Source organism: Brevibacillus nigriterrae (assembly GCF_049846925.1).
In the GTDB taxonomy this organism is placed as follows: Bacteria; Bacillota; Bacilli; order Brevibacillales; family Brevibacillaceae; genus Brevibacillus_H.
This window is the reverse complement of record NZ_JBNCMT010000003.1, coordinates 152851-165412: the sequence shown is the minus strand read 5'-3', so window position 1 is coordinate 165412 and position 12562 is coordinate 152851. Positions and strand designations below refer to the sequence as shown.

Here is a 12562-nt window from a genome sequence, read left to right as displayed (position 1 = left end):
TAAAGAAAACTTAGGACGAACTAGCCAATAATAATCATCCCACAGTATACCACAATTTCAATCATAGGGACTAATTCTATCACTCAAAGCAGGCTCAATTCTTACTTGAAATGTTTTTTCAACAAACAATTTCGTATCTTTGACTCGATCAGGTGCTGGAAGATCGCGTAACGATTGTGGTCGATTGGCTTGAAGCGCAATCAGTAGTCGAGAGGTTTGATTGTCATCATCCAACAGTCGAATGTATAAGTGATCGACATTATTCGTCCACCGAAACGTCTTGTGAATTAGTGCATACACATCGAAATAGTATAAAGAGAGATCGACCTTTTCGGCGGGAGTAACTGAAAAATCCACATAAATTGCCCGATTCTCCCACTTTACACGCTTAATATTATAATGAGTTGGCGTCAAAGTAAATAAATCGACAAGATTTTCTTGCGTCAGGGTTGTTTGTCGAAACTCATGAAATGCAGGCAAGTCACCATTCACCCGCTCCGCTGACAAAGTTGGTATCAGTGACAAGGCAAAGGCGAGAAAAGTTGAAAAGATGATTACCACTAGTAATTTGCGGGGCATAGACATCCCTCCTCACCTTCATTGTACAAATAAAAAAAGCAGGCTATTCCTGCTTTTTCCCTTTTCCTATTCTTCTGAGGTGTCAATTACGCCGTGTCTCGTCATGATCACTGCTTTACCTCGTACTTTGATTGCTGAAGTATGCTCTGTAAATTGAGCCAACATGACCTCGTTTTTATCAAGCTTCTCCGTATGATGAAAACGAGTATCGGTCCCTCGGGTTAAGCCAATTACATGAACCCCATTCTCTTTTGCTTTAATTACAAAAAAATCTTGATTTGATACGCTTCCGTTATTAGTCCGTTGATCCAAAGACGGTTCCCCCTCAACATTCCTTACACTCTAACTATGGCTTATCAGAGGACATTTCGTCAATGGACTTAAAGATAATTCAAATAGATGAAGTACACAGCTGCAATCAGAACGGCGAGTGGAAGTATCCAGAGAAAGATTAAATACTTGGATTTATTCATGTCAAATCACCTCAAAATTAGCCTGTGCCTCTTCTGAATATTTTAGTCGAAAGAACAACAAAAAAAGTGCTCCAAGAGAGTGAGCACTCGTTTATTCGCCATGTAGACGACCCATAATTTTTTTCACATAGTTTTGTGTTTCACTAGGCAGAGAGTGGACTTTTTGCTCCAGCTCTGCATCAGTGTCGATGTCTAAGCGGTCAATTCGGCCAGGGCCTGCATTGTAGGCTGCTAAAGCCACTTTGACATTGCCGTCATAGCGATTTAACAATTGACTTAAGTATTTCGTACCACCTGTCAGATTCTGCACCGGATCATACGAGTTGGTAACTTGCAGTCCACGAGCCGTGCGATCCATAAGCTGCATCAGACCCTTGGCACCCGCATGTGATGTCGCATTCGGATTAAAGTTGGATTCTGCTCGCACAACTTCCCGAACGAGATCAGAATCTACGCCAAACCTGTTAGCTATTCGATTAATCGCAGACAAAATCTCTTGACGATTTACCGGAGTTTTGCCAGATGTCATATCTCTGGACTCTATGTACATGGGAATCGAAGCAGAATCATCCAGGTCAGAAGTATAGTCTCCTTTGGGCGTACCGTCCAGATCAGCCAGAATCTCTTCTGCAGAAACAACACGACGATATTTGCTTGTTTCAGCTTCCAGCAGTTGGTCAAACATTTCCTCGCTGTTGTTTGGAATCGACAATTGTTCCGTGTTTTGGCCGTATCTGCTTTGCAACATGACTAACGTGCGTGGATCAATGTTCATGACACACCTACTTTCGTTCAACCACATACTATGAAACATTATACGGCACGTCTTCCCTGTGTGCCAACCCTAAAATTTGAAAGAAAGGAACAGATAAACTATTTATTGAGTCGGACACTGTAATATCGCATGGCATAAAGAGGACCCTCAGCCTGGAATACACCTTTTTCGATCAGGCAACGCAGTCGATACTCCAGAAACTCATCCCCGACGTAATGAGGAATGGTGGAACCCATTACCTCTCCAATCAATCGGGCTGCTTTGATAAATGTACCTCGAAACTTTTTAGATGCAACACGAATGAAAACATCATCAAAGGTATCTTCTGGCACGCTAACCAGTTGCCCGTTCTGCCAAACTCGAAGCAAGGAAGTGGATTGTGACAGTTCATCCCACTCGGCTAACAGTTGATCTCTCCGATCGTCTCTTACCGGTTCAGGGGTTATTGACTCGAGCAATTCAGCCAGCCTTTCACAAGAAAACTCTCCCAGATGGAGGAATGTCTGTGTGGTTCTCTCTTTGTGAAACGTGCTCGGGATATTCATCAATTGTACAGGCTTGCTGCGTTTTCTCAACAGCTTCAAAACAAACCTTGTTCCCGTTTGCTCATGCGCATTCTCGAAATTCCAAATAGAGACCTCAGCCTCATCTGGTATGTTTATTACCCGCTGCACGGATTGGTAAAACGCCTTTTTATAATCCTCATGTTCGCCTCGCTGACGAGCTTCTTCACTGATTCGTTGCGAGAGCCACTCAACCCGATGTTCCATGCCGCTTTCTTCATGTAAGTGCCAAATGGGCCCAACCGAAAATCTGTCAGAAAACGAAATTAGGTCCCATTCCCTCTGAGCCAATGCACTTCTCAATGCGATTCGAAGGGAACCTGCTGCGGAATCCCCAAAAACGATATGAATGTTCAAAAGAATCCCACCTTATGTGAAAAAACTGCCACAAAGGGCAGTAAAATTTACTTCAACATTTGTAATACTACTTCAGGCAGTGTATTGGCTTGCGCCAACATTGCCTGGGATGTTTGCGCTAAAATATTATGTTTTGTTAATTCCATCATTTCCTTAGCAATATCAGCATCTCTAATTCGAGATTCTGCTGCAGTTATGTTCTCTGATGATGTACCCAAGTTATTCATTGTACTTTCCATTCGGTTTTGTATGGCGCCATAGACCGATCTGTAGTTCGTAACTTTTGTTAATGCACTATCCGCCAAAGCTAAGGAATGCTCGGGTACGGCTGGAGGAAGTATACCAATATTTGAAATACCCAAACCATTCACATTCACGTTGAACAAAGGTATATAAATAGTTTGGTTTGCTGCAGCCCCTGCTTGAATACGAATATTGGGAGGGATAAAGTCTATGTCCTTTATGTCTGTTGTTACAGTTTGAATAATTGAATCAATTTCCTTTGTATATTCATTAGTGACTAAGAAAACATCTTTTTTAAAATTAAAATTATCTAACGATATGCCAAATTCTAATACAGCTCCACTATCAAAATCAGTGTTTTCCCACGAAGGAATAATTTCATCACCCGATTGCAATGTTGCACTATCGGTAGTTACTGAATCCGGCTTAACGTAACTTCCTCCGCTTAGAAAAGAAAAATCATACTCTACCAGAGCGTTTGAAAGTTCAAAAGCTGTGCCTGAATCAGGTATTTGTATGCCTGTAGCAGTGCCGCTTACGGGTACTCCATTGGAGGATGATATTGAGTACTTTGCGTCGTATTCAGGCTGAAAAGCAGCACTAACTTTGATTTGTTTATTATCAATCCCAGAATTGTTTCTAATTTTAAACTCTACTTTAAAAGAACTTCCAGTGGTTGAAAAAACCTTCTCTATCTCTATACCATCTTTTTCATAAATGGCCGAGACGTTGCCTGCAGTTATACTTGAGCTTTTTAAAGAAAAATCACTAAGGGTAGCCGGAACTCCATCAATTTCAACAGTAATAAACCTATCCTCAAATCCACCAAAATCAGGATATTGTCCTGCAATAATTCCAGAAGGTATAAGGTTTGTCTGAAAATACACATTCTTAATTGTATTATACTTAACATCAAGTTCTTTGTATCTTGGGTCGCTAACTAATACTCTTCCGTATGAATATTCATCTGTGGCTGTTGTCTCTGTATGGATAAGCTCATTTTTTTCATATTCATTGTAGCCCTGCCGTCCATCAGGAGATGTAATAGGCAAGATGTGAGAGTCATGATTATTGACGTCATTTATCGTAGTAGCTGTTGTAGACGATTGCACAGCAAGAGGTACTTCTGCAGTACCAATCGGTAAGAAGGATGTAGACTGGTCAAAAGAAGTAGTCGTCTTAGGAAACGGCCCTGATGTGGTTACATTAACCGTATGACTGGACCTGTCATTCAATATCTGATAGTCTGCTCTTGCCAATAAGTTAATTGTATTAAATTCCGTCCTATTCGTAATGCTGTTTATTTCTTCTGTAAGCTGATGTATTTCATCGTCTATATTCTGCCTGTCTTCAGCGGTATAAGTATCATTCAAGCCCTGTATAATCAGCTCTCTTTGTCTTTGAATGATTTCTGTTATCTCATTTAATCCGCCCTCTGCTGTTTGTACTAGAGAAATGCCGTCCTGAACATTCCTTGATGCTTGATCCAGCCCTCTAATTAGCGCCCTCATCCTTTCAGAAATAGCCAATCCAGCGGCATCATCAGCAGCCCTATTAATCCTGAATCCAGATGATAATTTCTCAGTTGATTTCGCACGTTTTTCATTATTCAATTGGTGTTTGTTTGAAGTGTTTAGTGCAGATAAGTTATGAGCAATTCGCATATAATCCACCTAACAACTGAAAAATTGGTTACAATAGTAAACTCCCCAATAATAGTACCATTTCTAGGAATTTTTTTGGGACTTTTACCCAATATTTTTTTATGTATTTTTTTGAGATACTTCAGTGCATTTTATCCAAATGTTAAAAACAAAAAGACCACTTCTTCAGATGTATTATCTACATTTGAAGTAAGTGGTCCTGTTGACCATTTAGGCTATCAAAATCATATTGTAATGTAACGGTGATGGTCGGAATGCAGGGATTTGAACCCTGGACCTCACCCACCCCAAGGGTGCGCGCTACCGAGCTGCGCCACATCCCGACTCCAAAATGTTACAGTGAAAAATATACCATAGATCAGCCTAATGGTCAATAAACCGGCTCATTTTAGTCTACGACGTGAACCGACACGATTTGATGACCATGCCCCTGTAATTCAGTAGAGACTTGCTCTGCTTGCGCTCTGTCGCCACTGAAACGAAGGAGCAAATATACCTTGCCATTTTGATTATTATGGAATTCCGCGATACTCGTGATGTTACCCATCAAATTCGAAACAGTGGTTGCCACCTCAGCCAATACACCGGAACGGTCTTCCAGCTCAAGGAGCATGCGAACCCCAGGTTGTCCAGCTCCGAGAATATCAGTGAATGCATCGAACACGTCTGCTTGCGTAATAATTCCGACGAGTTTGCCGTTATCAACAACAGGCACACCACTGATGCTGTTTTGGCGCATGATGAGAATCGCTTCCTCCACCAACATATCAGGTGATACGGAGATGATCTTTTTGGACATGATGTCCTTCACTTTTACTTGTTCTAAAAGGTAAGCAATCTCATGTTTTGATAATGAAGTAGCATCTGATGGACTAGCTTTAAGACAATCGCCGTCAGTAATGAACCCTACAACAACCTGGTCGGCATTCACAACAGGGAAACGTCTGACTTTCCACTCTTTCATTTTGTTAATTGCAGTCGATAATGAGGTTTCTGGCATAACTGTCTTCGGATTGGTTTTCATCCACTGGCGTACAAACATGAGCTTACCTCCTATGTCTCAGGAACATATATTACCAATTACATGTTCATTGTAATACAGATAATTCATAAAGAAAAGTAAAACCCGCCAACAGAAATTGACGGGTTCCTGACATTAATTTTTAATGAGACTGAAAACTTCCGCTCTTGCTGCACTGTCCTTTTCGAAAATTCCACGTACAGCCGAAGTAACTGTTTTGGAGCCAGGCTTCTTCACTCCACGCATGGTCATGCACATATGCTCTGCTTCCACTACGACAACGACACCGTGTGGCCCCAGTTTTTTCATGATGGCATTAGCAACAGTTGAAGTGATGCGCTCCTGAAGCTGTGGACGGCGTGCAACTGCTTCAACTGCTCTAGCAAGTTTGCTTAAGCCTACGACACGGCCGCCTTTTGGTATGTATGCTACGTGTGCTTTTCCAAAGAAAGGCACCAGATGATGCTCACACATGGAGTAAAAAGGAATATCTTTGACGAGAACCAATTCCTCGTGATCTTCGCTAAAAATGGTTTCGAAGTACTCTTCTTCATTGATGGACAAGCCTTCAAAAACTTCCGCATACATTTTCGCTACACGTTTGGGAGTATCCAACAACCCTTCACGATCCGGATTCTCTCCAACCGCTTCAAGTATCATTCGAACACCTTGTTTAATTTTTTCATGATCTACATTCATTGACTTACCCTCCTCAAACCCTTAAACACCCCATCTGACAGACACTTGTCCTTGCATCAGGAGGGGCCCTAACTAATAAGTTACGCAGAACAAGCCAATCGTATCATATTCCCCTTGAGAAAAGCAAAAATGAGTGTGCTGTAAAAACAAAAAAATCCACATATAAATATGTGGATTTCTTATGTAAGTTCTTGTAAAACAAAATTACTTAATGGAGTCCTTAAGTTGTTTACCAGGTTTGAAAGCTGGGATCTTGCTAGAAGCGATCTCGATTTCTTCACCTGTTTGTGGGTTGCGGCCTTTACGAGCAGCACGCTCACGCACTTCGAAGTTACCAAAGCCAATCAATTGAACTTTGTCACCATCTTTAAGAGCTTCAGCGATTGCATCAAGAACTGCATCTACAGCCTTGGTAGCATCTTTTTTAGTGAGTTCGGTGGTTTCAGCCACTTTTGCGATCAATTCTGTTTTGTTCATTTCATCTTCACCTCCCCTCAAGGAAGTTTTATGTACTTGGTTATTACCTGTATTAACCCAAAAAGCCAATTCTTATACGCTTTTTTGGAGGTTTTTACCTAACTGACAAGCTTATAGTAATACAGGGCTTTTTGAAATTCAAGCCTTTTTGACACGAAAGAACAGCGAAAAATGTAAAAAGGGCTTCCAGATTTACTGGAACCCCCCAAAAGCATGCATGTATATAGGTCTTAACTCACATTTTCTATTACAAAATAATGGCAATCAATCCACCTGAGCCTTCGTTGATAATGCGGCCCAATGTCTCTTGAAGCTTGTAACGAGCGTTGTCTGGCATCATGGTAATCTTCGCTTGAATGCCCTCACGCACTATGGAGTGGAGTGAACGGCCAAATATGTCGGAATTCCAAATGGCGAGCGGATCTTTGTCGAAATCCTGCATGAGGTAGCGAACCAATTCCTCGCTTTGCTTTTCCGTTCCGATGATCGGAGCAAATTCTGATTCGACATCTACCCGAATCATGTGGATAGACGGAGCTGTAGCCTTGAGACGCACGCCGAAACGCGGGCCCTGCCGAATCATCTCTGGCTCGTCTAAACTCATCTCATGCAGCGATGGAGCCGCTATGCCGTAACCTGTGGATCTGACCATATGCAGTGCTTCTGCAACCTGATCGTATTCACGCTTGGCATGTGCGAATTCTTGCATGACTTTGAGCAGTTGATCTTTTCCGCGAATTTCAACGCCTACTACTTCCATCAGAATTTGATCATACAGTTCGTCTGGTGCATACAGATCAATTTCTGCCACACCTTGGCCCATATTCATGCCGGCAAGCGCTGCCCGATCAACGAAATCATACTCGTTGAAGAAGCCAACCACTCGGTCAACATCACGGAGTCGACGAATATCTTTTACCGTTTCTCGAACGGCATCTTCGTAATTTTGACGGAGCCAGTGTCCGTTTTCGAGAACCATTACCCAGCTTGGCAAGTTCACGTTTACTTCATGAACAGGGAATTCAAAGAGCACTTCACGTAATAGAGCAAGGATTTCGCCTTCAGATACCTGGTCAGCAGACAGGGCGAGTGTCGGCACATCGTACTTCTCCTGCAGTTCAGCACGCAGACTCTGTGCCTCTTCTGAGCGTGGTCTTGTCGAGTTTACAAGGATGACAAATGGTTTGCCAACCTCCTTCAATTCATTCACGACACGCTCTTCTGCTTCGAGATAGGAATGACGTGGAATATCCGAGATACTGCCGTCTGTGGTTACCACAATGCCGATGGTTGAGTGTTCCTGAATGACTTTGCGAGTTCCTACCTCTGCTGCTTCTTCAAATGGAACCGGCTCTTCATACCAGGGTGTATTCACCATACGCGGTCCGTTCTCATCCTCAAAACCTTTCGCACCAACAACCGTATATCCAACGCAGTCAACGAGGCGAACGTTAATGCTTAGTCCTTCCACTACATTGATCTGGACGGCTTGGTTCGGTACAAATTTTGGTTCTGTCGTCATGATGGTTTTGCCAGACGCGCTTTGCGGCAACTCATCCGTTGCTCGAATGCGATCTGATTCGGATTGGATGTTGGGAATGACGACTTGTTCCATGAACCGTTTGATGAAGGTTGATTTACCTGTGCGTACCGGACCCACTACTCCGATGTAGATATCACCGCCAGTACGTTCAGCTATGTCCTTAAAGATATCAATTCGTTCCACCTTCGATGACCTCCTTGTGTTTGTCTATTTTTACTCTATGACGGAAATTCTGAATTATCCCTCGCAATTCATGTTTTTGAGAGAATCTCGTACACCAGTCTTGGACAATATCAATATATGTGTGCATGTCTCTAATAGAACTCCTAAACGAAAAAAAGTGGCTATTCTTCTAAAAGAATAACCACAGAGAAACACTCTTTATTTGAGCTCTAACAGCTTGGGGTCACCATTTTGGATCGTATAGGGAAAAGATTTGATCGGTACATACATCGACTCTCTCGCCATCAGATAACGAGGGTCTGTATTGGGGTGCACTTTTGCTTTTGTGTTCCGCAAAAAAGCAGCAATATCTGGCCCGTAATCCACGCCAACCTCACCTTTTTGGTTCATGATCAAAGTGAGCAGACTGTTGCTTACCATACTAGGGATTTCCGGTTCTTTTAACCCGATAAGTGCGTAATCAATGGTGAAATATCCTCCATTGAGTTTGTCCTTCATTGGCAGAGTACCCTTTCGATAAAGATAGCTGTTCACTGCTTGTTGTGTATCAGCTACTTTACTAACCACGCCCAAATGAATCAAACGGACCGTAGGCTTTGTCTCCACATCAATCAGAGTATATTTATATATCCCTCCCTTTTCGAAGGAATTGGCAGGTGCATCCGGCAAATACTTCGGCATCAGTTTCGTAAAAGTGATCTCGTATTTTTCAAAAATAGGAGTATCGGCGGACTTGGTTTCTATCGGTAATATTCCTGTATCCTTTTGAAATTGCTCTACTGCTTTTTGAGTGGATTCCAGATAAAAAGAGCTTGGCACCTGATTTTCAAGCCTGCGTTCTTTTGGGTACATACACCCTGTTGCAAGTAATCCTACACACAACAGAAGCGCTATTGAAATAAGTATATTTGCCTTCATCTGATTAAAACTCCTCTTCCTGCTCTTGCTGGGCTTTCAAGGCTGCTGCAACAATTGATTTCAGTTTGGGTTCGGGTATTCGGACCGTACAGTCTTCACGGGTCACATGAGCCTGACAGGAGAGCCTGATTCCTGCTTGTAAGTCAGACTCTGGCAGTTTTCTAACTTCCAGAGCAGAGGGTGGTGAAAGATGGCCATTTTCTACTACGACTTTGCACATCATGCATGAAGCATGTCCCCCACAGCGTTGGGGAATCACAACCCGAGCAGTGCGTGCCGCATGAATGACATTCTGACCAACCCGAGCCGATACGGACTTGCCACTTGGTAGAAACGTTAACTTTGGCATAAAATCAATCCTTGTTTTTTTATGTATGGACTTTCGTGGCCCCTATGACGTCAGGGATAGCTGCTGTTGGAGGGATTAGTATGGCTGATGAGCCAACTCAATCTCACCAGGTTGCTTCACCTTGATTTGACATCCCAAGCGATACCCCTCACTGCGCTCTGCTTTTCGCAAGCGCAATTTTTCTTCAGGTGTTATTTCATTCAGGAATTCTGCGCCTTTCAATACCTTCGTACGGCATTGGGCACAGTTCCCACGCTCACAAGCATAGCCCCAGGTGATCTTATGATCCTTAGCCAGGGAAACAATCGTTTTATCGAGCTCCAGTGGTACGGTGTTAGTACCTTTTCGCGTTATTAGTGTCAAATTCTCCATTGGCTATTCCTCCTAGAACATCAAGACGACCACGATCAAGAAAAACGTAACGAGCAGCATTAAAAATGCGACGATTTTCATCGTGATGGAGAAAAATGAGTTCGCTATCTTTCTTGACTTTACCATTAAATAATTGCAAGCAAACATAAGACCAATTGCTACAAAGGAGACGTACATTTTTGTCATTGGATCCATAACTGGCTACTTTCCTTTTCACTTAGTTTTTATTCAACCCATATCCAGGTTATTATAACACAAACCAACTTCCGTGGAACGTGAACCCAGAACCGGGCATTCGCATAGACTATCGTAATGATGCGCCTATGGAGGGGATATACATGAGTACGCGTAAATGGCGTAATCCGTACACACCGATCAATAAAAAAGTAGATCGCACGGTTATCGGTCAAGCCAAATCATCGATCGCTATCACACCACACAGGGAAGCACCACAAGATCTGCGGGCTTCTGTGTTGAAGATGAGAGATAATATTAAAGGGATCAGCAGCACGATCCGGCAAATGGAAGAAACGATGGACACGATCTACGGTGCGATTGAGATGCTTGATACACTTGGCAAACGCACGTCAAAAGCAAGCCCAAGCCCAAATCCCGGAAAACAGAAATCACAAAAGGCATTTTTCGAAGATGAAGTTGCACCAGAATCGTCCGCTCAGGCTAACACATCGGGCCTAGGAGCAGGGTCTGGACTCGGAAACGCTCTTAGCAACATCGATATCGGCCAGTTGATCAGCATCCTGCAGTCTCCGCTGGTTCAAAATCTTCTGTCTCAACCCAGTACGACTTCAAAAAGGAAAAAAGAGGGGTAAAAACCCCTCTTTTTTGAGCTGCAGACCAGCCATGCCCCTGTAGAGCCATGATTGTTCCTAGTCTTACATTATGTTCGAAGATCACCTTGGTAACAGGCGTATCCGCCCATTTCACATACAATTTGGTTGAAAAATATTACTTAATGAGTTTTCGCAGAGAACCCAGGTTATTCGGGTCAATCTGCTTTTCGCGAAACATTTGAATGATCTTTTCTTCCTTCTCAGGAGTCATTTTGTTTCCGCTAACGGTAGCAAGTGTACGAAGAAGTTGACGAAGCTTGGTTTCATCCTGAAAATCGCTTTTATTTACGTTTTCAGCAATCGAACGAAGCTTACCTTCGTCGATTTGTTTCGGACTTGCACCTTTTAATTTATCCAGCAAACGTTTTTGAAATCCGTTGTTCACCTATACCCCTCCCATACGCCTATCGGTTTCTCCCTATCGTATGAAAAAGGGCAGGAAATGGTGAGATGTCTCACCTGATCCTATAATTTATAGCTGATTATATCTTCCGTCTCTAATCGGCGGCCTCTGCCCATCAACTCTTCTACGCCTTTTCGCGGTTCCAGACCCTCGAACAATATTTTGTACATGACCTGAGTAATCGGCATTTCCATCTCTTCACGCATAGAAAGGGCATAAGCGGCTTTGGTCGTACGCACACCTTCTACAACCATCCCCATTTGTTCCAAAACGTTATCGAGGGCATATCCCTGCCCCAGCATGTAACCAGCACGCCAGTTGCGGCTGTGCTTGCTTGTACACGTTACAACCAGGTCACCTACCCCAGCAAGGCCGGCAAATGTTAGCGGATCTGCTCCCATTTTAACGCCCAATCGTCCGATTTCAGCCAAACCTCTGGTCAACAGGGCCGCTTTGGCATTATCCCCATAACCCAGCCCGTCTGACATTCCTGCTCCCAATGCGATAATATTCTTCAGAGCACCTGCGATCTCAGCTCCGACCATGTCCGGGTTGGCATAGACACGAAAATAGGGTGACATGAATAAATCTTGTGCCAAAGCCGCAGATTCTTCCGAATGGGATGCTACGACAACCGTTGTCGGTGATTTGCGAACCACCTCTTCTGCATGACTCGGTCCCGTCAAGACGACCAATCGATCCGCAACATGAGGAAGCTCTTCCTCAATGACCTCCGACATACGCTTTAAAGTGTCAAGCTCAAATCCTTTGGTCGCATGGATAACAAGAGCATCCTTTTCAAGATAAGGTGCTGTTTCACGAACGACTTCTCGCATCACATGAGATGGGACAACAAAAAGAATATTCTTTTTACCGCTGACTGCTTTTTTTATATCCGTTTCAGCAACGATGCTTTCTGGCAGTTGCACAGATGGCAGGTATTTCTCATTGGTATGTCTAGTGTTTATCTCTTCTGCGAGTTGAGGATTGCGTACCCAAACAGTAACTTGATGCTGATTATGTGCAAGGACTGATGCTAGAGCAGTACCCCAGCTTCCCGCACCTACGACTACAACCTCTTGGGACAATCTG

16 protein-coding genes and 1 tRNA gene are annotated in these 12562 nt (G+C 43.2%); 1 reads left to right on the top strand and 16 read right to left on the bottom strand.

Annotated elements, in window-relative coordinates; all coding sequences use genetic code 11:
* Positions 1–57: 57 nt before the first annotated feature.
* The 14 genes from ACPW7N_RS03685 to ACPW7N_RS03620 all read right to left on the bottom strand — a co-directional run bounded on the left by ACPW7N_RS03685 (position 58) and on the right by ACPW7N_RS03620 (position 10411).
* Positions 58–579, bottom strand: coding sequence for a hypothetical protein (locus ACPW7N_RS03685; RefSeq protein WP_425649659.1), 522 nt, complete (start codon positions 577–579; stop codon positions 58–60).
* Positions 580–645: 66 nt separating this feature from the next.
* Positions 646–891, bottom strand: coding sequence for a trp RNA-binding attenuation protein MtrB (gene mtrB, locus ACPW7N_RS03680; RefSeq protein ID WP_425649658.1), 246 nt, complete (start codon positions 889–891; stop codon positions 646–648).
* 252 nt (positions 892–1143) lie between these two features.
* A complete protein-coding gene (locus ACPW7N_RS03675) occupies positions 1144–1827 on the bottom strand; it encodes a lytic transglycosylase domain-containing protein (protein WP_425649657.1) in 684 nt (227 codons plus the stop codon).
* 98 nt (positions 1828–1925) lie between these two features.
* Positions 1926–2747 (bottom strand): DUF1835 domain-containing protein, encoded by an 822-nt coding sequence (locus tag ACPW7N_RS03670; protein ID WP_425649656.1) that lies wholly within the window; start codon positions 2745–2747, stop codon positions 1926–1928.
* 47 nt (positions 2748–2794) lie between these two features.
* The gene (locus ACPW7N_RS03665) at positions 2795–4654 is read right to left on the bottom strand and encodes a flagellin N-terminal helical domain-containing protein (protein WP_425649655.1); all 1860 of its coding nucleotides are present in this window, start codon (positions 4652–4654) and stop codon (positions 2795–2797) included.
* A gap of 246 nt (positions 4655–4900) precedes the next feature.
* Positions 4901–4977: transfer RNA gene (locus ACPW7N_RS03660), tRNA-Pro, on the bottom strand.
* Between the two features lie 65 nt (positions 4978–5042).
* Positions 5043–5696: a CBS and ACT domain-containing protein gene (locus ACPW7N_RS03655; protein ID WP_425649654.1), complete on the bottom strand. Its 654-nt coding sequence runs from the start codon at positions 5694–5696 to the stop codon at positions 5043–5045.
* A gap of 114 nt (positions 5697–5810) precedes the next feature.
* Complete coding sequence (gene folE / locus ACPW7N_RS03650; protein ID WP_425649653.1) at positions 5811–6374, bottom strand: GTP cyclohydrolase I FolE; 564 nt, start codon at positions 6372–6374, stop codon at positions 5811–5813.
* Between the two features lie 204 nt (positions 6375–6578).
* The gene (locus ACPW7N_RS03645) at positions 6579–6851 is read right to left on the bottom strand and encodes an HU family DNA-binding protein (protein WP_425649652.1); all 273 of its coding nucleotides are present in this window, start codon (positions 6849–6851) and stop codon (positions 6579–6581) included.
* Positions 6852–7098: 247 nt separating this feature from the next.
* Positions 7099–8577 (bottom strand): stage IV sporulation protein A, encoded by a 1479-nt coding sequence (gene spoIVA / locus ACPW7N_RS03640; RefSeq protein WP_425649651.1) that lies wholly within the window; start codon positions 8575–8577, stop codon positions 7099–7101.
* A 198-nt stretch (positions 8578–8775) separates the two neighbouring features.
* Positions 8776–9495 carry a hypothetical protein gene (locus tag ACPW7N_RS03635; RefSeq protein ID WP_425649650.1) on the bottom strand — a complete coding sequence of 240 codons (720 nt, stop codon included), beginning with the start codon at positions 9493–9495 and terminating at the stop codon, positions 8776–8778.
* A 4-nt stretch (positions 9496–9499) separates the two neighbouring features.
* Positions 9500–9844 (bottom strand): 2Fe-2S iron-sulfur cluster-binding protein, encoded by a 345-nt coding sequence (locus ACPW7N_RS03630; protein WP_425649649.1) that lies wholly within the window; start codon positions 9842–9844, stop codon positions 9500–9502.
* A gap of 75 nt (positions 9845–9919) precedes the next feature.
* Positions 9920–10216, bottom strand: a complete 297-nt coding sequence (locus ACPW7N_RS03625) for a 2Fe-2S iron-sulfur cluster-binding protein (RefSeq protein WP_425649648.1) — start codon at positions 10214–10216, stop codon at positions 9920–9922.
* Between the two features lie 12 nt (positions 10217–10228).
* Positions 10229–10411, bottom strand: coding sequence for a DUF2768 family protein (locus tag ACPW7N_RS03620; RefSeq protein WP_425649647.1), 183 nt, complete (start codon positions 10409–10411; stop codon positions 10229–10231).
* A gap of 143 nt (positions 10412–10554) precedes the next feature.
* Between ACPW7N_RS03620 and ACPW7N_RS03615 the strand changes: the two genes are divergently transcribed.
* Entirely contained in the window at positions 10555–11046 is a 492-nt protein-coding gene (locus ACPW7N_RS03615; protein ID WP_425649646.1) for a hypothetical protein, read from the top strand.
* Positions 11047–11182: 136 nt separating this feature from the next.
* Here ACPW7N_RS03615 and ACPW7N_RS03610 read toward each other — a convergent pair whose 3' ends face one another.
* Together ACPW7N_RS03610 and ACPW7N_RS03605 are read right to left on the bottom strand one after the other, a co-directional pair.
* Positions 11183–11452: a stage VI sporulation protein F gene (locus tag ACPW7N_RS03610; protein WP_425649645.1), complete on the bottom strand. Its 270-nt coding sequence runs from the start codon at positions 11450–11452 to the stop codon at positions 11183–11185.
* 80 nt (positions 11453–11532) lie between these two features.
* The gene (locus ACPW7N_RS03605) at positions 11533–12558 is read right to left on the bottom strand and encodes an NAD(P)H-dependent glycerol-3-phosphate dehydrogenase (RefSeq protein ID WP_425649644.1); all 1026 of its coding nucleotides are present in this window, start codon (positions 12556–12558) and stop codon (positions 11533–11535) included.
* Positions 12559–12562 lie beyond the last annotated feature (4 nt).

Coding starts and splice junctions, on each gene's coding strand:
- ACPW7N_RS03685 (WP_425649659.1), bottom strand. CDS start 579: ATGCCCCGCAAATTACTAGTGGTAATCATCTTTTCAACTTTTCTCGCC.
- ACPW7N_RS03675 (WP_425649657.1), bottom strand. CDS start 1,827: ATGAACATTGATCCACGCACGTTAGTCATGTTGCAAAGCAGATACGGC.
- ACPW7N_RS03665 (WP_425649655.1), bottom strand. CDS start 4,654: ATGCGAATTGCTCATAACTTATCTGCACTAAACACTTCAAACAAACAC.
- ACPW7N_RS03655 (WP_425649654.1), bottom strand. CDS start 5,696: ATGTTTGTACGCCAGTGGATGAAAACCAATCCGAAGACAGTTATGCCA.
- folE (WP_425649653.1), bottom strand. CDS start 6,374: ATGAATGTAGATCATGAAAAAATTAAACAAGGTGTTCGAATGATACTT.
- ACPW7N_RS03645 (WP_425649652.1), bottom strand. CDS start 6,851: ATGAACAAAACAGAATTGATCGCAAAAGTGGCTGAAACCACCGAACTC.
- ACPW7N_RS03635 (WP_425649650.1), bottom strand. CDS start 9,495: ATGAAGGCAAATATACTTATTTCAATAGCGCTTCTGTTGTGTGTAGGA.
- ACPW7N_RS03630 (WP_425649649.1), bottom strand. CDS start 9,844: ATGCCAAAGTTAACGTTTCTACCAAGTGGCAAGTCCGTATCGGCTCGG.
- ACPW7N_RS03625 (WP_425649648.1), bottom strand. CDS start 10,216: ATGGAGAATTTGACACTAATAACGCGAAAAGGTACTAACACCGTACCA.
- ACPW7N_RS03620 (WP_425649647.1), bottom strand. CDS start 10,411: ATGGATCCAATGACAAAAATGTACGTCTCCTTTGTAGCAATTGGTCTT.
- ACPW7N_RS03615 (WP_425649646.1), top strand. CDS start 10,555: ATGAGTACGCGTAAATGGCGTAATCCGTACACACCGATCAATAAAAAA.